This window comes from Tetragenococcus solitarius NBRC 100494 (assembly GCF_001544195.1).
Classification (GTDB): Bacteria; Bacillota; Bacilli; order Lactobacillales; family Enterococcaceae; genus Tetragenococcus; species Tetragenococcus solitarius.
Genome location: NZ_BCPY01000006.1, coordinates 13,219 through 34,046, shown reverse-complemented (window position 1 = coordinate 34,046; position 20,828 = coordinate 13,219). Strand labels below are relative to the sequence as shown.

Sequence of the window (20,828 nt, the reverse complement as noted above, 5' to 3'; positions counted from 1 at the left end):
ATTATAGCCGAAACTAGGGGTATTTCACAAATAAAAAACACTAATAATCGACTTTTTCCTTTAAATAAGGAATTTTGTTAGCTAAATAAAAAATTTCTAAATTATAAACTAGTAATTTGTATGCTATATGTTAAAATAATTAAAATAACGAAAAGAGAAAAAGGAAGCGGTTTTAAATGAACGATGGATATAACGTAGCAGTTGTTGGAGCAACAGGCGCTGTTGGAACCAAACTAATCGAAATGTTAGAACAAACCAATTTACCTCTTAAAAATGTAAAATTACTTGCTTCAAAACGCTCAGCTGGCCGCAAACTCTTATTTAAAGGAGAAGGACTTTTTGTTGAAGAACTTGTCCCAGAATCTTTTGATGATATAGATATTGCGATTTTTAGCGCAGGCGGCAGTATTTCACAAAAATTTGCGCCTGAAGCAGTTAAACGGGGCGCTGTTGTCGTGGATAATACGAGTCAATTTCGTATGGTAGATGATGTACCTTTGGTCGTACCTGAAGTCAATAAAGAAGCGTTAAAAAAACATCAGGGAATCATTGCCAATCCGAACTGTTCAACGATTCAAATGATGGTTGCACTCGAACCAATCAAAAAATTAGCGGGCATTGGTCGTGTGATTGTATCGACTTACCAAGCTGTCTCTGGAGCTGGTGCAAAGGCAATAGAAGAGGTTAAACAGCAAAGCAGAGAAATACTGGATGGAAAATTACCGGAAGATTTAACCACAGGAATTTTGCCTGTAGCTAGTGATAAAAAACATTATCCGTTAGCTTTTAATGCTCTAGCCCAAATTGATGAATTTGCGGACAAAGATTACACCAAAGAAGAATGGAAAATGGTCAATGAAACCAAAAAAATTATGGAAGACGACCAAATAAAAGTGTCAGCGACATGTGTTCGCATTCCTGTCATCACAGGTCACTCAGAGTCCATTTATATTGAAACAGAAAAGGAAGTTTCTGTTGCTGATCTACGTGCTTGTTTAGAGGATGCACCTGGCGTCGTGTTAGAAGATGATCCTAGCCAGCAAATCTATCCGCAAGCAATGAATAGCGTAGGAAAGAAAGACACCTTTGTAGGACGCATTCGTCAGGACTTAGATGTGACAAATGGTTATCATATGTGGGTGGTTTCAGATAATTTATTAAAAGGGGCAGCTTGGAATTCAGTACAAATCGCAGAAAGCCTGCACGAGCTGGATTTAGTAAAGATTTGAGAACGAGAAAATTCTTTACATTAAGAATAAGGTATGATAGTATACTCCAGTGAGTGAATTGCTCAACTATTACAATATTCCGCTAAGAGCAGGCTCTTATGAGTATTTGGGAATAAGGAGAATGTAAAATGGATCCATTGTTACAAGAATTAACCAAAGAACAGTTACGTACTGATATTCCAGACTTTCGTCCGGGAGACACAGTTCGAGTTCACGCTAAAGTTGTTGAAGGTTCACGTGAACGTATCCAAGTTTTTGAAGGTGTCGTTATCAAACGTCGCGGCGCTGGCATTAGCGAAACTTATACAGTACGCAAAGTTTCGTCCGGCGTAGGCGTGGAACGTACTTTCCCACTTCATACACCACGTGTTGATAAAATCGAAGTTATCCGTCATGGTCTTGTTCGTCGTGCGAAATTGTACTACTTACGTAACCTTCACGGAAAAGCAGCACGTATTCCAGAAAGACGCAGAAGCTAAATTTCTGGATTGTCTGTATCCTTATAGGATTGCGAAAACCCTTGTCTATCAAGGGTTTTTTTGTTTGTCATTTTTTAAAAACAAGCAAAAAGGTGTCGTTTTTACCCTGGATTGTCCCATTTTGACTGCTTGGGTAGTCAAAATCAGGCGAAAAAAAGATAGTCAGTTGACTACTTTATGGATCTGCAAAAGACCAAAACGATGACCGGATTTATCAAAAAGTTGAGTCCGGGATGATAAAATCGAAAAAATACCATTGCAGGTACTTCAATGGTAAAAAGAAGTTAGAACGCGTTACTTGACGAAATAAACTTAGGAGTACAATTGTATGGGACAAAATAAAAAAATATTTGGAAAGGTAAAAACAATCTGGAATTAGCTTTATTAATTAATGATTTTATAGAAAAATATAATATTGTTACTACTCGAGATTATCAAGAAGCTTTAACCAAACATTCTAAAGAAGCCCCTAGTACTTGGTTCATTTCAGAAAAGTATGGTTCTTGGGATTAATTATTAGAAGGGTTAGGTAGGCCTTATTTTGATCGATTTCGCTGGAATAAGATATCAGACGTAAAACTAAAAGAATTGGCTACAAAATTTATCAAGGAGAACAATATAAAATCACAAAGAAAATATGAGAAAGAGTTGTAGGTAAAGATTTACCGAGTTTGTCTACATTAAAAAAAAGATTTGGAGACGTCTGGTTTTTATTTAAAAATATGGATGACAAAAAACAAATAAGCGATTTTCAGTTATTAGAAGAATTGAAAAATGAAATTTATTATTTAGGCTTAAAAGAATCTCTTTCAATGACAGAATTTCGAAAGCAAAGTAAAAATCCTAATTTGCCTTCTCCGATAACAATCTTGAGGAGAACAAATAAAAATTGGGAGGAATTAATGACTGAAATTGGGTTTGATTATCGAAAAATAAAGGTCGGAAAATTAATAAAAAATTTAAACTAGGGTGCTAGAGAATTAAACATATTAAAATTAGAGGGTAAGATCATCGACGGGTGATTTTACCCTCTATTTTAGTTTATAGTGAAAAGTGAAAGAAAACTCGAACAAAGTCCCATGGACTATGAGTCCGAACTTTAAACCGAGCTCTTTCACTGTCATTTCAGAATCAGGATTAAGTGTGTTGGAGCTACACACCCGTGCATAGGACATTGGAATCGAAATGAAGCAGCTGAAAGACTTTCAAACAAAAGAAATATGGGAGGGACGGAATATATTATTTCAAGTACTAATTCTCCAATGACTAAAATTGATGTACAATTAAATTTAAGGAACATACGTAATTATACTCAAAGTGTTAACATTCCTGCTTCCTATTCTTACAGTGAAGGTATCTATTTTTCTTATAACGGAGCTAGAAAATACCGTGTTGTTAGTTTAAGAGCACAAGTTCTGAATGGGTTTGGTTATGGCACAGTTAGTTCTAAGTAGGGGTGGTGACTATAGGACAATGAAGATAGAATATTATTTACTTAAGTCAGAAAATTCGGATGCATTTGAAGCTTTTTCTTCTTTAAACCAAGATAACATTTTTAAAGAGCATTACAAAAGAGTTAAGGGAGAGGAACTTATTACCAACCTTTTTATTTTAAATAGCAGCATTGTACCCTTCTTACAAAATAATGTAGTGTTAAGAGAACTTGAAACAAAAGATATTACATGTTTGCCAATAGTGATGATAAACGATAGGTTATATCTATCTGGCTCGATATTTACTATTGAAGAATTATCAGAACTTCTTGACATCGGTATCACTATCCAAAGGAAGGGGGATGACTAAGGTAGGTTAGTCATTACAGTATTATAAAAAACAAAGACTTTCGTAAATTCCATTTTTAGTAGGACAACAGGAGTTTTCGTTTCTATAATTGGATATTATATAATAATAATCGTTATAAAAAACATCGTAATTTGTTGAAAATTGTAACCCTATGATATTTTAGGTTAGGCGACGTTTTTATGAAAACTTATTATTTCCGCTATTTTGAAGAATTTTTAATTGTAAATTAGGAATAGGGCATTTTTCAATATTCTTTTAAATAGAAATCGTTATTTTTTACTTCGAGGTTTGGAAGTTAAAAGAATTTAGTTAATATACAGATACAATTACAAAAAAACTATTTTTATTTGCTTGAACTAAGAAAATAATTATGTTTCGTATTTTACAAATTATATAATGTGAAAATTTAGAAACTATTTTTTCTTATTTTAAAAAAACTGAGTCTTATGTAAACAATTTTTTCAACATTAATTATAGTCATAACCATAAAGACACTTACCCTTAAAAATTGCGAACGCAATATTCAATACTGGCTAGGTTAACGCCTACTATGAGTGGCCTAAATTAATAGGCAAATCATTAATGCTAAGTGAAAAAACTACCAAAGTAAAATAAAACTTTGGTAATTTTGCAAAATTATGTTACCCTTTAAACATACTCGAGTTGATAACTATTCACCTTATTAATAAGGAATCATTTAGAAGCTTTAAATATGGAGGTTAGAGTTGTTACTTTTTTTCAATTATTTTTATGTGATTTTTTTCATTATCGTCTTGGCTTTACTGCTAATAGGTATAACTAAGAAAAGTAAAGTTATTTTTTTAATTGCAACCATTAGTTCGTTTGTAATGTTACTTATTATTGCAGTTTTATGTATCTACTTTATCTTTATAGCTACAAAGAATGTATATCAATAAAAGAAGAAAACAAATTTCTGGTTTGTCTGTATCCTTATAGGATTGCGAGAACCCTTGTCTATCAAGGTTTTTTTTGTTTGTCATTTTTTTAAAAACAAGCAAAAAGGTGTCGTTTTTACCCTGGATTGTCCCATTTTGACTACTTGGGTAGTCAAAATCGGGCGAAAAAAGATAGTCAGTTGACTACTTTATGGATCTGGAAAATACCAAAACGATGTCCGAATTTAGCAAGAAGAGGATAGACTTGCTAAATAGGAGACAGAACGCCTTCCTTAGCGTGTTAAATTTAGGAGTATAATCGTGATGCATTTAAAGTATGTAGACTTACTTAATTATTTTTAACAAAAATACTTTATGTTATACTTAATTAAAGGATGTGAAAATTATGAAAAAAGTTTATATGTTGTTCTTTAGTCTGTTGGTTCTCTCTGCTTGTTCAACAAATGAAACCGCAACCAATGATGCAACAGAAACTTCTAGTACCATTGAAACATCTGCTCAATCTTCAAAGAGTTCTAGCTCTGAATTAGCCAGCGAAACATCTACAGAAGAAACGACTTCTGAAGCAATAACAGAAGAAAGTAGCAGTAAAGAAGATAAAGAAGAATTTCCTTATGCTGTAGACCTTGATGATTTTATTGGAGGAAAAGACCCTGCTGGTAAAACGATCCATCACCAAACTTTTGAAACAAATCAGGATGACTTACCACCAAATATTACTGTAGATATAAAGGCTTTGAATAATTATGGAAAAGAGATCAGCATTGATTTAACCGGAGGGGAACATTCGCTTTATCCGGTTTCTATCACGTCAATTCCAACAAAAACAGTGACGCTTCTTGGAGACAATGGAGAAAAACGAGATGTTAAGGTAAATACTGAAGTGAAGATTGAAAAGTATAAAGAATACGATGATTCGCTACAAATAGAGGGAGATACTTATTATCTTTTCTATAATGACGAAGGAACGATATCTCTAGCCACTAGAAATTTCGAGGAAAACCCAGGAGATGAAGATTTGGATAGTAAAAATATGGTAGAGTATGTGCAAGAGTATCCAAATAGTGCAGAAGTCAATGAAGACGAAGATACAAAAGAATCTTCAGAAGATAAATCAGAAGAAGACGAAGCAAAGGCAAAAGAGTACTATGACGCCATTAACGATGCATGGCAGGAAGCGTCAGACTATATTAACTCCATTGACGATCCGGACGTACAGGTACAAAGCTCTGAAGCTGCAGGTAGTCAGGAAGCAGAGAGATTGAAAAAGGAAAATCCAGAGGATACTGAAATAATAGAAGAAAGTTTTCAAAAGGTGCGTAAAGATAAATGGTAGAATAATTAGCATAAGTAAAAACCAAAACAAGAACCTTTAGTTAATGGTCGCTAGTTCTATCGTAAAGCACTAATAGAGTGAAACGTCTTGATAAAAAAGTTTTTGTTTGCTAATTTTTAAAACAAACAAATGACTCTAAGTCTATTTACTAGCGACTTTTATTGACAATAGAAAGATAAATATAGTAAAGTTTTAGAGGAATTATTTGGGACAAAGCAAGTATGAATGAAAAGTGTGGTGTGTTTTTGAGCGTAATAATATCTAACTAGATAAATTGAATAGCCAAAAGCTCATAGCTTATTTGGTGTGTCTATAGATATTCTTACATTCTCAAATGAATTCATACTTACTTGCTTTTCTGTAATGTTAGTTGAATAAAAATCATTGAGAGTTAGGAGAAATCCTAACTTTTTTATTTATTTTAAACTGACTATAGCATTAGACATTGACAAATAAGCGGACAAGCTGTGTTATGACACGTACATGATATAGTGGCTAATTTATAGACTTATAGGAGGCGTTTTGCTTTGACACAACAAATTTTTAAATCGAATTGGCAGACGAATGTCCGTTTATTTTTATTGAGCCAATTTGTAACAGGAATTACGAGTACGACAGTTCAATATGCGATTATCTGGTATCTTACTGAACGAACTGAATCTGCCACTATTTTAAGTTTTGCAACACTATTAGGCATGCTGCCGATGGTTTTGCTTAATCCTTTTGTCGGTCCATACGTGGATCGGTTAAATAAAAAATCATTGCTAATTGTTCCTGATATCATTGCTGCAGCCTTTGCTATTATTCTTTCGGTTACTGGAGCTACGTTAGGAACATTTCCGATTTGGTTAATTTTTGTCTCATTATTTATTCGTTCTGTTGCGCAAACCTTTCAGATGCCTACGGTGCAAACCATTATCCCTTCTATTACGCCCAGTGGTGCGCTTACAAAAATTAACGGTCAACTAGGAATTGTGCAATCCGCCAATCGCATCATAGCACCAGCTATTGGTGCTTTCTTATTCGCACTTTTGCCTTTACATTGGTTATTACTTATTGATGTGATAGGAGCGATATTAGGGATAAGTTTATTAATTTTTGTGACAGTTTCAAGAAATATTACTTCTTCACACAACCGTCAAGTATTTGCTGATATGAAACTTGGTTTTTCAGAATTAGTTAATAATAAAGGATTATGGATCATTGTTTTAATTGGTGCCATATCTTCATTATTTATCATGCCAGCAGCCAGCATGTACCCGCTAATAACGACTGATTACTTTCAAAAAACGGTAGAAAATGCAGGTATAGTTTCGGTTGTCTATTCTGTCGGATCGTTAGCTGGTGGGACTATTATCAGTCTATTTGGGAAATGGTCTGATCGTATGAAACCTTTTTTACTTTCTTATGTTGTGATAGGGGTCACGTTAGCGATTAGTGGCTTTTTACCACCGAATCAAAAGGGTTTTATCTGGTTTGTATTGTTTAGTGCCTTAACAGGTTTAGCTGTTCCTTTCTTTGATACTTTATTAATGGCGATGGTGCAACAAAGCTACCCGGTAAATCAACTAGGCAGAATTGTAGGTTTTACTATGTCTCTATTAAGTTTGCCGGGTCCACTTGGTTTAATATTTGCTGGCCCCATTGCAGATAGCATAGGGGTAGAAAAACTATTTATTATTGCAGGAGTGGGGATATTTTTCTGTGCTCTAGTCAATTGGTTGATTAAACCTGCGAGAATATATGACAAACAACTGCATCAAACAATGGAAAAGAATAACGAATGAACGAAAGCACTGGTATGGTTGGAAAAATGCTTTGTAATAAGTAGAAAGACAATCTTAGTTCTTGGAGAAAAGAACTAAGATTGTCTTTTTTATAAGATTTAAATAAGAATTGATCGAAGAAATTTATTACCAAAACGTCTTATATCATAGCCGCTATTGTTGCTTTTTTAACTCATCTTTTTCTATATTGTAAACAAAACTTACTTGATATTGTAATTTGGATTCTTGATTTTCATACACTCTGATGTTAACCTGAGTGTCTTTTAATTCCATATCGTAGACAATATGGTCTTTAGGTATATCCTCTGAAAAGTCCTCTTTTATTTTTTTACGAATATGTTTTTGCATTTTTTCATCTGGTACGTTAGGATCATTTTCATTTGTTTCTTTACTTTTATTATTTTCTTTTGTGTTATCAACATCTTCAGTTTCATTTGTATTCTCTAAGTAAGGCTGGTCACTTCGCTTCTCTCGTTTAAAGTATTGTTCTCGTGATTTTTTTATTTTGGGTAATAATTGTTTGATGCGTTCTTTTTGGCTAATATCTTTATCTAGGTCTATATACCAATGATAAATATCTTGTGGCAGGGCGGTATTTAAATCGGAAAAAGAATAGTCAGAGTTGTCTTCAATTTCTTTAGCTATTGATTGGTATTTTTCGTACTCTTTATCCGTGAGAAGCTGTAAATCAGGGAAATCGATGGAAATTTCTTGATAGACTGTAGCCAGCTGTTTTTCTAGATTATCGGTTTCAGCAGCGGCTTTGTTCCAGTAAGCTAGTAAATATTGGTCATCTACTTGTAATAACTGTTCTAAGTTGATAGGCTCATTTCCTGCTAACTTATCTTTGATATAGTTAACTTGCTTGTCATCTATTTTACGGTGAAAGGTTACTAGGTTGCTAAGGGTATCTTGCTCACTATTATAATCATATATGAATGGTTGCGGGTTAAAAGATTTCGGCTTGCCATATTCTTTAATAAACAAATTCGTGTCCCAAGAAATTACATATTTGTCGGTTTTTTCCTCCTCATTTACATCTACACCAGTAATGAGATATTTCTTATCATCTGCAATGTAGTCATGACTGGTTATGGCAAAGGTTTGCTCCTTTTCTTCATTTATCCAAACGCCGATAATTTCATCCAGCTGAGAAAATGTTTTTTCATCAGATTCGGAAGAAGTATCGTTATTTTGTGCTTGCTTGTTTTTGATATCGCTTTCTTTTTTGCTAGAAGAAATAGTGCTTGTTTCTTTCATAGATGTTGAGTCAGCTCTCGATTTGTTCATAATCTCATTGTTACAAGCTATCAAAAAAAGCAGTGGACTTAATAAAAGGAGGGAAAGTAGTTTTTTTATGATCTTTTACACTTCCTTTCATAGAGCTATTTTAACTATAGGTTACCTTATAATAATTATCACGTCAAAAGTTGCATGAACGTGTTTTTACTAGCGGTTTAAACCCTAGTTATATTTCATCTCAATAAATTTAGACATTAGCTTTGGTAAAAATGCATTATTTTACTGTTTTCTAAGCTTATTATATACTTGAAGTAAGGTGACAAAAATAAGAGGGGGGAAAACATGAAAATTTTATTAATCGGAGCGACAGGTCTGTTAGGAACAGCTGTTAAAAAAGAGTTAGAGTCAGACCATGAAATTATCCAAGCAGCTCGACACGATGCTGATGTTGAAGTTGATATTACGAAACCTGCTAGTATTAAACAGATGTTTGAAAAAGTTGGAAAAGTAGATGCTGTGATCAGTGCAACTGGAGATGCTCATTTTGGTCCTTTAGAAGAAATTACACCAGAATTAAATGAAGTAACGATTGAAAGTAAATTAAAAGGACAAGTAAACCTCATCTTACTTGGGACGGACTATGTGAATGACAATGGAAGTTTCACTTTAACAACAGGTATCATCATGGACGAACCTATTTACCAAGGGGCGTCTTCGGCGATGGCCAATGGCGCTGTTAAAGCTTTTGTAAAATCAGCTGCAGCTGAAGCACCTAGAGGAATACGTATGAATAGTGTAAGTCCCACTGTATTTCAAGAATCATCTGAAGACTTACGTGCCTTCTTCCCTGGCTTTGAACCTGTCCCTTTAAGCAAAGTGGCGACGGTCTTTAGAAAAAGTGTGGAAGGGGTACAAAGTGGACAAAGTTATGAAATTTATTAAACCATTATAGAGGTGAGTATAAATGGATATCAAAAATATTTCGCTAGATTCAACCAATCATTCTTCTTTAACCATTTATCAGAGTAGTACAAACGTGGATTTACCAGGAATTGTGGTTATTGGCGGAGGAAGTTATCAAAAACTTCAAGAACGAGATACAGAACGAGTTGCTTTACAGTTTGCTACACAAGCTTTCCAATCTTTTGTAGTTAATTACCCGACAGAAGAATATAAAAACTATGAGGATGCAAAAAAGGCAATCGAACAAGCATTTTCTTATATTGCTGAGCATGCGAGTCAACTACAAGTAAATCTTAATAAGCTAGGGATTATTGGTTTTTCGGCTGGTGGACAATTAGCGGCTGCTTATTCAAATCAAACGAATACACTGGCGAAATTCACTATGCTCGGCTACCCGGTGATTAAGCCTACTTTAGATGAAAAAATGGGCGTTAAAAGTGAGGATGTTTCACAGCTGGTTACCCAAGAGACGCCACCGACATTTATCTGGGGAGCGGTTAACGACCAATTAACTCCTTATTTAGAACATATCCATGGATATGTAGAAGCTCTGGCGCAAAACAATGTCGCTTTTGAAGTGCATGAGTTTGGTACGGGCGATCATGGGATTTCCCTAGCTAATAAATGGACAAGCGTAGTAAATGGCGACCGGTCAGACCAACATATGTCGCGCTGGTTTCCATTAGGCATTGAATGGTTACAAAAAGTCGTGGGGACGAACAAATAAACTTTTGCTTGATTAAAAGGAATACAGAGAGGCTAGCCTTTTTTATTCCTTCTTTTTTTGCAAATAAGTAAGTGTATTTCGATTGACAAGAGCGTTTGCAGGTGATAGGTTAGTCTTAGTAAATCAAAATCATTACGTTTTAACACTTAGAATAGAAAGGAACATTATATGGCTAAAAAATCAAAAATTGCAAAAGCCAATAAACAACGTGAACTCATTGAAAAATATGCGGATTTGCGTAAGGAACTTAAAGAAGCTGGAGATTACCAAGCGCTAGCGAAATTACCAAAAGATGCTAATCCAAACCATCATAAAAATCGGGATATGATCGATGGCAGGCCTCGTGCCTACATGCGGAAATTTGACGTTTCTCGCATTAAGTTTCGTCAGCTAGCCCACCAAGGAAAGATTCCGGGAGTCAAAAAAGCTAGTTGGTAAATCACTAGTAAATGTGCTCGCTCAAAAGCAAAGTTTCTAAAAATAATGACAAGCCAAGCCTAAGCAAAACTTTCTAAAGTTGGTTTAGGCTTTTTTTATGAGTCATTAAAGAAAATAACGTGGGAAAAGTTAAAACAAAGGTAAGTTTCAAGTGAAACGATTGTAAAAATGTATTGTCTAACCATTTTGTGTTATACTATTATCGGATGTTTTTGGCTCAGGAAAATCAACGTTTATTTTTCAGTTAAAAAAACGTTATATAAAAAATTATGCAAAAATATTTAAGAGGTGAAAAATTTGACGCAAATAAGAATTATTCCTCTTAGCGGCGTACGAGAAAATGGAAAAAACTTGTACATCGCTGAAGTAGGAGAAGAAATTTTTGTGTTGGATTGCGGCTTACGCTACCCAGAAAATGAACTGTTGGGAATTGATACAGTGATTCCTGATTTTACTTATTTAGAAGAAAACGCTGATCGCGTAGCCGGAATCTTTGTTACACATGGACACGCAGATGCCATTGGGGCACTGCCTTACTTTTTAGAAAAAATTGAAGCCCCTGTTTTTGGTACAAAGTTAACGATTGAGCTGGCAAAATTGTCTGTTCACCGCTATGAACCGACCAAAAAGTTTAAAGGATTTCATGTCATTGATGAAAATACAGAAATTGATTTTAATTCAGCTGTTGTAAGCTTTTTTCCAACGACACACACCATCCCTGATTCTGTGGGAGTTTCTTTAAAAACATCAGAAGGAAACATTGTTTACACTGGCGATTTTAAATTTGATCAGTCAGAAGTTTCGTCTTATCGTACCGATTTTGGACGTTTAGCTGAAATTGGTAATGAAGGAGTATTGGCTCTTTTAAGTACTTCAAGCAATGCGGAAAATCCAGCAACCGTTGCTTCTGAAAAACAAATTGGTGAAGAAGTATATGATAATATTGGTTTTTGGGACGGGCGGATTGTGGTGGCCTGTGTTGCTAGCAATTTACAGCGAGTTCAACAAGTCATTAATGCTGCCTATCGTTCAGGTCGAAAAATCGTTTTAACAGGGCAAGATTTTGGACGTATTATTCGTACAGCATTGAAATTAGGCAAGTTGGAATTGCCGGATGAAGATATTCTAATTACCCAAAAAGCGATGAAAAAGTATAAGGATGATCAGCTGATTATCTTAGAAACAGGCCGTATGGGGGAACCGATTAAGGCCTTGCAAAAAATGGCTAGTGGGGCACATCGAACTTTACGTATCAAAGAAGGCGATTTGGTTTATATTACAACCACGCCAACGATTGCAATGGAAACCTACGTTGCTAAAACCGAAGATATGATTTATAGAGCAGGAGGTACGGTCAAAAATATTTCGGATAATTTACGTGTATCTGGCCATGCCAATCCTGAGAACTTACAGTTGATGATGAATCTACTTAAACCAAAATACTTTGTTCCAGTGCAAGGAGAATACCGACTTTTAGTAGCTAATGCTGATTTAGCTGAAGCGGTAGGTATTCCTAAAGATCACATATTTATTACTGCACCAGGAGATATCTTGGAATACAAGGAAGGCGAAATGAGCCTTAGCGGCACGATCCCTTCTGATAATGTCATGGTAGATGGCATTGGTGTAGGCGATATTGGGAACATTGTCTTAAAAGATCGTAAAGTTTTATCAGAAGATGGTGTTTTTGTGGCAGTGGTTACGATTAACCGACGGAAAAAACAGATTGTCGCCAAACCACAGATTACTTCACGAGGATTTGTCTATGTAAAAGCAAGTCGTGACCTTTTAAGAGAAGGCGGAGAAATCGTAGAAGAAATTGTCGATAAGCACTTACACAGCAATGACTTTGAATGGAGTAAGTTAAAACAAGAAATTCGTGAAAAATTAAGTCGCTTCTTATTTGAGCAAACAAGAAGACGACCGGTGATTTTACCAGTAATTATGGAATCAAGCCAAAAACATAAGAAAAGAAAATCCTAAAAAAGAAGGGCTTTAAAGTCCTTCTTTTTTTGTCATCCAATTGAGTGTTTATTAGAAAAGAAAAATCATAGTCAATTAGTTTTAAACTCTCAATGGTTGGACATAAAAATTTACTAATTTTGTACGATTATCGTCTATAGGACAAAAGTTTTGCCGGATAATGTCCAGTAATTAGAAACCGGACATAATATTTACAAACTTATGTCTGGTTTTAGCAAAAATTATGATATTTTCTTTGATTTTTTACTTATCGGGCAAAAGTTCCTGGTATTTATGTCCGTATTATTACCACTGGACAAAAGTGGTGTTTATTCGATAGCTGAATGAGTAAGAGAAAGCGAAAGTGGTGTTCATTCGATAGTTGAATGAGTAAGAGAAAGCGAAAGTAATGTTCATTCAATAGCCGAACGAATAAGGCAAAGTAAAAGTAGTGTTCATTCAAACAAATCATAGCCACAGTTTTGTCACTCTTTTTTGTGCCAAATCTTTAACTAGTTTAAATTGAAAGCCTTCACAATTTCACATACACTAGAGTTGTAGAAAAAGTATTTATTTTGAGAGGAGAAGGTGAAAATGGCACAAGGAAACAAAGGAATTAAGGCCAAAGTTCAACAATTAGGTAGCAGCCTAAGTAGTATGGTTATGCCTAATATTGGTGCTTTTATTGCTTGGGGAGTTATTACAGCTTTATTTATCCCTGATGGCTTTTTGCCCAACGAACAACTGGCTTCAATGAATGAGCCGATGATTACATACTTATTGCCTTTATTGATTGGATATACAGGAGGTAGTATGATTCATGAACAACGCGGGGCCGTTGTTGGTGCAATTGCGACAATGGGTGTAATTGTTGGTTCTGATGTTCCCATGTTTATCGGTGCGATGATGATGGGACCTTTAGGCGGTTGGTGTGTAAAGAAATTTGATGAAAGATTTAGTGATAAAATCCGTGCTGGATTTGAAATGCTTGTAAATAACTTTTCTTCAGGGCTCATTGGTTTTGCATTAGCAATTATTGGTTATTTCGCAGTCGGACCTATCGTATCAGCTTTGACAGAATGGTTGGGACTGGGCGTTGCTGCAATTATTAAAGCCAGTCTATTACCACTAGCAAATATCTTTATCGAACCAGCTAAAATTTTGTTCTTAAATAATGCTATTAACCATGGGATTTTAACTCCATTGGGAACAGAACAATCCATTTCTACAGGCAAGTCAATCTTGTTCTTACTGGAAGCAAATCCTGGTCCTGGTTTGGGTGTTTTATTAGCCTTTACTTTGTTTGGTAAAGGGTCGGCTAAAGCCTCTGCACCAGGTGCAATTCTAATTCAATTTGTCGGTGGAATTCATGAAATTTATTTCCCTTATGTAATGATGAAACCGTTGATGTTTTTAGCAGTTATCGCAGGTGGTATGTCAGGAACCTTTACTTTCCAACTCTTAGATGCGGGCCTACGGGCAGCGGCATCTCCAGGTTCTATTATTGCAGTCTTAGGAATGACGCCACCCAATAGGTATGTTGCGGTAATTGCCGGTGTAGTAGTCGCTGCTGTTGTTTCATTCTTGGTGGGAATGGTGATTCTTAAATCTGACCGCTCAGAGACGAGTGATGAAGACTTGGCTGCTCAACAAGCAGCTGTACAATCTGCCAAACAAGAAAGCAAGGGTCAAGACACCGCAACTACAGAAAGTGCAAATGTGGAAAATGCTGAGTTAAGAAAAGTTGATCAAGTCGTCTTTGCTTGTGATGCGGGCATGGGTTCAAGTGCGATGGGTGCTTCTGTCTTAAGAAAGAAAATGCAAGAAGCAGGAATTGATATGCCAGTAAGCAACGCTTCCATTAGTAAATTACAAGATGATGCCAATACTTTAGTGATTACGCAAACGGAACTGCACGATCGCGCAGTTAAAAAAGCACCGTCTGCAGAATTTGTCAGCGTTGAAAACTTCATGAACAGTCCACGCTATGATGAAATTGTTGAACGAATGAAAAACGAAACAAATCAAGCAGCAGACAAAGAAAATACGCCAGAAGATACTAACAAAGCTGAAAATACAGGAGAAATAGAGGATGTAACTTTAGCTAAGGTTGAACATATCATCTTTGCTTGTGATGCCGGTATGGGCTCTAGTGCAATGGGCGCATCAGTTCTAAGAAATATGATGAAAAAAGCGGATTTGGATGTAGATGTGACTAACTTAGCGATTAATCGTTTAGAAGATGATGCAAAAGCTTTAATTATCACGCAAAAAGAATTATATGATCGTGCTGAGCAAAAAGCGCCATCTGCTCAATTTATGACTGTTGATAATTTTATGGATACAGAAGTTTACGAAGAAATTGTAGAACGGATGAAAAAACAATCATAAAAATTTCTTTTCCAATGGTAAAGTAACAGTCAGATCATGGTATAATCATTAAGGAGGAACTTGGAGTTGTAAGTAGATAGACCTTAATGTAAAAAAAGATAAGGCAACTTCTTTATAAGCGGCTACAGTGGTTGTCGTGCTTGCAAAGAGATGCCTTATCTTTTCTTTTGATTTTATACTGGAGGTGAAAAAGTTGTATTTTTCCAGTCGGGAAAATAAATTGCTGAAATTGCTGCTTGAAAATAAAAACGGGATTTTCGCCCAAGATTTACAAGAGATACTACAAATTAGTAAGCGAACGCTATATCGTGAGATTTCAAGTATTGAAGAAACGATTCAGCCACAAAATGCGCAGATTATCAATGATCGTAAAACGGGTTATCGCTTGATTGGTGCAAAGGAGACGCTCAATGCGATAAACCAAGAAATACAAGAAAATCAAGAGGACGTTTTTGATAATGTGCAGCGACAAAGTGCGCTGGTTTCAAGCTTATTACTGGCTGATGAAGAAGTAATTGTTGAAAGTTTAGCGATTGATTTTTCCGTGAGCCCGACGACTATTCATCATGACTTGCAGCAAGTTGAAAGAAGCTTAGCTGAATATGGTCTTTCTTTAAAGCGAAAAAAAGCTCGCGGTATTATAGTGGAAGGTCCAGAAGAAAAACGACGTCAGATATTGAGTAATATTATCTATAGTGATGTGAACGAATATGAATTTTTCACTTATCTGGCAGGATTGTCTGGACCTGATGAAAAGAAGCAACCTGCCAATTTCTTTTTACGATTTATTACGCCGCGCTGGTTTTACTTTGCGAAACAAGCTGTACTTGAAAAGACCAACCGCTTATTTATCGAAGTGACTGATAATCAACTGCAACAAGTCATTACCAGTTTGGCTTTATCCCTTGAAAGAATCAGTAATGATCATTTCGTGGTAGAAGAAAACGCGAATGTAGGGATTTCCCCTAGCGTGAAAGGTTTAGCCCAACAAATTATGAGTGAGATAAAAAAGCAAACGGACTTAAAAATCACGGATTCTGAAATTTTATTTTTTAGCCGACAATTAGAAGGCGTAAATTACAAAAGACCACAAAACATCTTTTTTGATAATTTTGATGCTGAAATTTCTTATCAAATAAGAGAATTGATTCGTTTGGTTTCTGAGCAAATGCACTCGGATTTTCGTAAAGATGATACATTATTTTATGATTTATTAACCCATTTATCAGCGGCTTTTAAACGCATTGATAATCAAGCACAGCTGAGCGGAAATCCTTTACTCGAGAAAATTTTGACCGAATATCCAAAATTAACAGAAGTAATCAAACAGAATTTAAAGCAGATTTTTACTGACCATCAAGCTTTCTTACAAGATGAATTAGCTTATGTGGTTATCCACTTTGCTGCTTCTTTAGAACGAAATCCGGTACGAAAAGAATTGTCAGCATTGGTGCTTTGTTCCAGTGGTATTGGCACAGCAAAGATATTAGAAAGTCGTATAAACAAATACATTCCAGAAATTGAACACATTGAAGTTGCTAAAATTTCTCAGATGGGACACATTGACTTTAAAGAGTTTGATATCATTCTTTCGACGATTTATCTACCTGATTTTTCCTTGCCTTATAAAGTGATTTCGCCCTTACTGCTAGACGATGAAATTCATGAAATTAAGCAGGAACTAAAAGAAAAGCAATTTGGCAATAAGCCAGTGGCAGCTAAAGACACCGTGCAAAATACACAAAATGATTTTGAGCAGGTTTATGAACAGATGAAAGTTGCTAATGAGTTGTTAACTCAGTTTTCAGTAAAAAGCGTTCCAACTCAGCAAACTTTAGCAAAAACATTAGATATTATTTTAGAAGAACTAGAAGGGGTTATCATTGAAGACCGCAAAAAGGTCGGCGAATTGATTATTAATCGACATAAGTTAGCTCCTATTGGTATTCCTAATACCCATTTTGCTTTATTCCACAGTGCCAATACATACGTAAAAAAACCGTATTTCGCGATTTTTGATTTAACGCGTTCGGTTCCTATTTTAGGTATGGATAAAAAACCAATGGAATTGACTCGTTTATTATTGATGTTAGCGCCAGCGGATATGACTGAAACGCAAGAACGACTTTTAGGGAAAATTAGTGCTTCGGTGATTGAAAGTGACGTAGATATACAGACCTATCAGTGCGGTGATGAAGAAGCGATCTACAAACGGATTAGTTCCTTGTTTATTGCTGAGATTAAAGAATCAGAGGAGGAATAGAAAATGGAATTAAAAAAAGAAATGATTTTATTGAATCAGACAGATAAAACGCCTGAAGAAGTGATTCGAAAAAGTGGACAATTACTAGTGGATGCAGGTTGTGTCGATGAAGATTATGTAGATGCGATGATTGAACGAGACAAAATGGTGTCTACTTACATGGGCAACTTTATTGCCATCCCCCATGGAACAGATGAGGCCAAAGAATATGTCAAAAAAAGTGGCATCTCCATTGTCCAAGTTCCTGAAGGGGTAGATTTTTCTGCTGCAGATGAAGAGGAAGAAAAATTAGCTACGGTTATTTTTGGTATTGCTGGCGTGAATAATGAACATTTAGACATCTTACAAAAGATTGCTGTATTTTGCTCAGATGTACAAAACGTTGTTAAACTAGCAGATGCGAATTCAAAAGATGAGGTCATTGCATTACTTGAGGAGGTTGCAGAATGAAAGCCACACACTTTGGAGCAGGGAATATAGGACGCGGATTTATTGGAGAAATTTTACATCAAAATGGTTTTTCCATTGAGTTTGTTGATATTAACGAAACAATTATTAATGCCCTAAGGCAAAGAAAAAGCTACGAAATCGAGTTAGCCGCTAAAGAAAAAGAACATATTACTGTGGATCAAGTTACAGGACTTAATAACCAAAAAGAACCTGCAGCTGTTGTTGATTCGATTGCAACAAGTGATATTGTCACCACGGCTATCGGTCCTAAGGTGTTGCCCTTTATCGCTGAGTTAATTGCTAAAGGGATTCAAAAACGACGTCAAAAAGGCAATCAAACACCGATTGACATAATTGCTTGTGAAAACATGATTGGAGGCAGCCAGTTCTTACTAGAAAAAGTACAAGAATTTTTAACAGAAGAAGACTTCGATTACGTAACCGACTATGTAGGTTTTCCTAATGCGGCGGTGGATCGAATTGTACCGATTCAAGAACATGAAGATCCTTTATTTGTTTCTGTCGAGCCCTTTAGTGAGTGGTTAGTCGATGATACACAAAGTAAAGCAAAACAAATTCGTTTGGACAAGGTTGGCTATGTACCAGATTTAGCGCCTTATATCGAGCGTAAATTATTTTCGGTAAACACTGGTCATGCTACTACAGCTTATACCGGAGCTTATTACGGCTATACGACGATCGGCCAAGCTGTTGCAGATGAAAAGGTATTAAAACAATTAAAAGCGGTGTTGCAAGAAACCGGAGATTTATTGATTGACAAATGGCAATTTGAACGCTCTGAGCATGAGCAATACGTTCAAAAAATTATCGGACGTTTTAAAAATCCTTATATTTCCGATGACATCACACGAGTAGCTCGTACCCCTATTCGTAAACTAGGTCATGACGAGCGTTTTATTCGCCCAATTCGAGAAGCTAAGGAGCGGAGTCTTTCCTACCAAGCCTTGGTGGAAGTTGTCGCAATGATTTTACAATACAATGACCCCAACGATGAAGAAAGTGTACGTCTACAAGCACTGTTAAAAGAAAAAACAACGGCAGAAGTTGTGCAAGAGGTAACTGGTTTGAAGGATACAACAATTGTGGATGAAATTGTGCAAAAAGCAGGCAAAAGTAAATAGCCAACTCCCAAGACAAATCTTGCTTTTTATAAAAAGCAATGCTAATATTGGTGTATACCAAAAAAAGTGTAAGGGAGATTTTTTCATGGATGTTATTCGCGTGAAAAATGCCGATGAGGGCGGCAAAAAAGCTTTTGAAATCCTCAAAGATGGAATTGCCAATGGCGCTGACACTTTTGGCTTAGCTACGGGCAGTACACCAGAAACAATGTATGAATATATGGTCGCTAGTGATTTAGATTTTTCTGACAAAGTATCGGTAAACTTAGATGAATATGTTGGTTTAGATGGCAGTAACGAACAAAGCTACCGTTACTTTATGGATCAACATTTATTTAACCAAAAACCATTTAAAAAAACGTATGTCCCAAATGGCAAAGCAGATGATTTAGATGCTGAATGCAAACGTTATGACCAAATCATTGCCGACCATCCGATTGACATTCAAGTATTAGGGATCGGGCAAAATGGACATATTGGGTTTAACGAACCGGGGACTTCGTTTGACGCAACGACTCATGTTGTAGAATTGACTGAATCAACCGTGAATGCAAACAAACGCTACTTTGACAAAGTTGAAGATGTCCCGACACGGGCATTAACGATGGGAATCAAATCGATTATGCAAAGTAAAAAAATTATTTTAATGGCTTTTGGCCAAGCAAAAGCAGAGGCTATAAAAGGCATGCTTGAAGGCGAAGTCACCCAAGATTTGCCAGCAAGTGTTTTACAAAATCATCCAGATGTTGTTGTCATTATCGATGAAGAGGCCGCAAGTAAATTGTAATACAGAAAACGTGCAGCGATATCTGCGCGTTTTTTGTTTGGATAAAAATGTTTGTCCAGCAAGCTATGAATAAATGAAATTTTTATGATAGATAATATGAAGTGACAATCTAAGAGGTGCTTTATGTTATCTATTTTTTTATCTTCATTTATCTGTTACAATATAAACAACATACTGTTATAATTTTCAAATGAAGACAGGAAATAAAAGAAAAGAAAGGGGTATTGGAATGAAAATTACGTATCATGGACATTCTGTTTTGTCTGTAGTATTAGAAGACGGTACTCGTTTGTTATTTGATCCATATATTTCACAAAATCCTTTGGCAGATATATCTGTTGAGGAAGTAAGCACAGATTATATTTTAGTGACTCATGGACATGATGATCATATGAGCGATATGATTCCGATTGCTAAGAAAAATGATGCCACCATTATAGGGATTGCTGAAATTTGTAAATATGCAGCTGAAAAAGGGATTAAAAATATACACCCTATGAATATCGGGGGCGGTTTTGACTTTCCATTTGGTCGAGTAAGGCTTACGTATGCCCAACATAGTTCAGGCTATGAAGAAGATGGACAAATGATCTACATGGGTGAACCTGCTGGGATTTTACTCCAAGCAGATGGAAAAACAATTTACCATGCAGGAGATACAGCTGATTATAGCGATTTATCTTTACTAGGTGAACAATACGATATTGATGTGGCTTTTTTGCCAATTGGCGATAATTTTACCATGGGACCTGATGATGCAGTTCGTGCAGCTAACCGTTTAAAAGCTAAAAAGGTTGTACCCATTCATTACAATACGTTCCCACAAATTAAACAAGATCCACAAAAATTCGTTGATAAATTACCTGGTAATGGAAAAGTAATGAATAGCGCAGAGACAATTGAGGTGTAAAA

The 20,828-nt window shown here is 35.7% G+C and carries 16 protein-coding genes and 1 pseudogene; 16 read left to right on the top strand and 1 reads right to left on the bottom strand.

Annotated features, from left to right (window positions below):
* The first annotated feature begins 176 nt into the window (after nt 1–176).
* The 6 genes and pseudogenes from TS1_RS03265 to TS1_RS03240 all read left to right on the top strand — a co-directional run bounded on the left by TS1_RS03265 (nt 177) and on the right by TS1_RS03240 (nt 7,551).
* Nucleotides 177–1,229: an aspartate-semialdehyde dehydrogenase gene (locus TS1_RS03265; protein ID WP_068707790.1), complete on the top strand. Its 1,053-nt coding sequence runs from the start codon at nt 177–179 to the stop codon at nt 1,227–1,229.
* 128 nt (nt 1,230–1,357) lie between these two features.
* Nucleotides 1,358–1,708, top strand: coding sequence for a 50S ribosomal protein L19 (gene rplS / locus TS1_RS03260; RefSeq protein WP_068707788.1), 351 nt, complete (start codon nt 1,358–1,360; stop codon nt 1,706–1,708).
* 348 nt (nt 1,709–2,056) lie between these two features.
* Nucleotides 2,057–2,676, top strand: a pseudogene (locus TS1_RS03255) (hypothetical protein).
* 463 nt (nt 2,677–3,139) lie between these two features.
* Nucleotides 3,140–3,511 (top strand): arsenic metallochaperone ArsD family protein, encoded by a 372-nt coding sequence (locus TS1_RS03250; protein ID WP_169792357.1) that lies wholly within the window; start codon nt 3,140–3,142, stop codon nt 3,509–3,511.
* A gap of 1,302 nt (nt 3,512–4,813) precedes the next feature.
* Entirely contained in the window at nt 4,814–5,764 is a 951-nt protein-coding gene (locus TS1_RS03245) for a hypothetical protein (protein ID WP_068707784.1), read from the top strand.
* Nucleotides 5,765–6,291: 527 nt separating this feature from the next.
* On the top strand, nt 6,292–7,551 hold the full coding sequence (locus tag TS1_RS03240) for an MFS transporter (RefSeq protein WP_068707783.1): 1,260 nt from the start codon (nt 6,292–6,294) through the stop codon (nt 7,549–7,551).
* A 153-nt stretch (nt 7,552–7,704) separates the two neighbouring features.
* Here TS1_RS03240 and TS1_RS03235 read toward each other — a convergent pair whose 3' ends face one another.
* Entirely contained in the window at nt 7,705–8,811 is a 1,107-nt protein-coding gene (locus TS1_RS03235) for a hypothetical protein (RefSeq protein WP_068707781.1), read from the bottom strand.
* 324 nt (nt 8,812–9,135) lie between these two features.
* Between TS1_RS03235 and TS1_RS03230 the strand changes: the two genes are divergently transcribed.
* From TS1_RS03230 to TS1_RS03185, 10 genes are all read left to right on the top strand, one after another.
* The gene (locus tag TS1_RS03230) at nt 9,136–9,735 is read left to right on the top strand and encodes a short chain dehydrogenase (protein ID WP_068707779.1); all 600 of its coding nucleotides are present in this window, start codon (nt 9,136–9,138) and stop codon (nt 9,733–9,735) included.
* Nucleotides 9,736–9,757: 22 nt separating this feature from the next.
* Nucleotides 9,758–10,483, top strand: a complete 726-nt coding sequence (locus TS1_RS03225; RefSeq protein ID WP_068707777.1) for an alpha/beta hydrolase — start codon at nt 9,758–9,760, stop codon at nt 10,481–10,483.
* 168 nt (nt 10,484–10,651) lie between these two features.
* Nucleotides 10,652–10,921, top strand: coding sequence for a 30S ribosomal protein S14 (rpsN, locus tag TS1_RS03220; protein ID WP_068707775.1), 270 nt, complete (start codon nt 10,652–10,654; stop codon nt 10,919–10,921).
* Nucleotides 10,922–11,218: 297 nt separating this feature from the next.
* Complete coding sequence (locus TS1_RS03215; protein ID WP_068707773.1) at nt 11,219–12,904, top strand: ribonuclease J; 1,686 nt, start codon at nt 11,219–11,221, stop codon at nt 12,902–12,904.
* 573 nt (nt 12,905–13,477) lie between these two features.
* The gene (locus TS1_RS03210) at nt 13,478–15,274 is read left to right on the top strand and encodes a PTS mannitol-specific transporter subunit IIBC (RefSeq protein WP_068707771.1); all 1,797 of its coding nucleotides are present in this window, start codon (nt 13,478–13,480) and stop codon (nt 15,272–15,274) included.
* A 184-nt stretch (nt 15,275–15,458) separates the two neighbouring features.
* Nucleotides 15,459–17,537: a BglG family transcription antiterminator gene (locus TS1_RS03205; protein ID WP_245610103.1), complete on the top strand. Its 2,079-nt coding sequence runs from the start codon at nt 15,459–15,461 to the stop codon at nt 17,535–17,537.
* Between the two features lie 3 nt (nt 17,538–17,540).
* Nucleotides 17,541–17,987, top strand: a complete 447-nt coding sequence (locus TS1_RS03200; RefSeq protein WP_068707767.1) for a PTS sugar transporter subunit IIA — start codon at nt 17,541–17,543, stop codon at nt 17,985–17,987.
* Nucleotides 17,984–19,129 (top strand): mannitol-1-phosphate 5-dehydrogenase, encoded by a 1,146-nt coding sequence (locus TS1_RS03195; RefSeq protein ID WP_068707765.1) that lies wholly within the window; start codon nt 17,984–17,986, stop codon nt 19,127–19,129. Before TS1_RS03200 ends, TS1_RS03195 begins: the two co-directional genes overlap by 4 nt.
* 85 nt (nt 19,130–19,214) lie before the next feature.
* Nucleotides 19,215–19,916: a glucosamine-6-phosphate deaminase gene (gene nagB / locus TS1_RS03190; RefSeq protein WP_068707763.1), complete on the top strand. Its 702-nt coding sequence runs from the start codon at nt 19,215–19,217 to the stop codon at nt 19,914–19,916.
* A 229-nt stretch (nt 19,917–20,145) separates the two neighbouring features.
* Nucleotides 20,146–20,826, top strand: coding sequence for a metal-dependent hydrolase (locus TS1_RS03185; RefSeq protein WP_068707761.1), 681 nt, complete (start codon nt 20,146–20,148; stop codon nt 20,824–20,826).
* Nucleotides 20,827–20,828 lie beyond the last annotated feature (2 nt).

Excerpts from the sequence above, each read along its gene's own strand:
- TS1_RS03210 (WP_068707771.1), top strand. The coding sequence starts at position 13,478 with ATGGCACAAGGAAACAAAGGAATTAAGGCCAAAGTTCAACAATTAGGT.
- TS1_RS03195 (WP_068707765.1), top strand. The coding sequence starts at position 17,984 with ATGAAAGCCACACACTTTGGAGCAGGGAATATAGGACGCGGATTTATT.
- TS1_RS03225 (WP_068707777.1), top strand. The coding sequence starts at position 9,758 with ATGGATATCAAAAATATTTCGCTAGATTCAACCAATCATTCTTCTTTA.
- TS1_RS03235 (WP_068707781.1), bottom strand. The coding sequence starts at position 8,811 with ATGAAAGAAACAAGCACTATTTCTTCTAGCAAAAAAGAAAGCGATATC.
- TS1_RS03265 (WP_068707790.1), top strand. The coding sequence starts at position 177 with ATGAACGATGGATATAACGTAGCAGTTGTTGGAGCAACAGGCGCTGTT.
- TS1_RS03185 (WP_068707761.1), top strand. The coding sequence starts at position 20,146 with ATGAAAATTACGTATCATGGACATTCTGTTTTGTCTGTAGTATTAGAA.
- rpsN (WP_068707775.1), top strand. The coding sequence starts at position 10,652 with ATGGCTAAAAAATCAAAAATTGCAAAAGCCAATAAACAACGTGAACTC.
- nagB (WP_068707763.1), top strand. The coding sequence starts at position 19,215 with ATGGATGTTATTCGCGTGAAAAATGCCGATGAGGGCGGCAAAAAAGCT.
- rplS (WP_068707788.1), top strand. The coding sequence starts at position 1,358 with ATGGATCCATTGTTACAAGAATTAACCAAAGAACAGTTACGTACTGAT.
- TS1_RS03230 (WP_068707779.1), top strand. The coding sequence starts at position 9,136 with ATGAAAATTTTATTAATCGGAGCGACAGGTCTGTTAGGAACAGCTGTT.
- TS1_RS03250 (WP_169792357.1), top strand. The coding sequence starts at position 3,140 with ATGGCACAGTTAGTTCTAAGTAGGGGTGGTGACTATAGGACAATGAAG.
- TS1_RS03200 (WP_068707767.1), top strand. The coding sequence starts at position 17,541 with ATGGAATTAAAAAAAGAAATGATTTTATTGAATCAGACAGATAAAACG.
- TS1_RS03245 (WP_068707784.1), top strand. The coding sequence starts at position 4,814 with ATGAAAAAAGTTTATATGTTGTTCTTTAGTCTGTTGGTTCTCTCTGCT.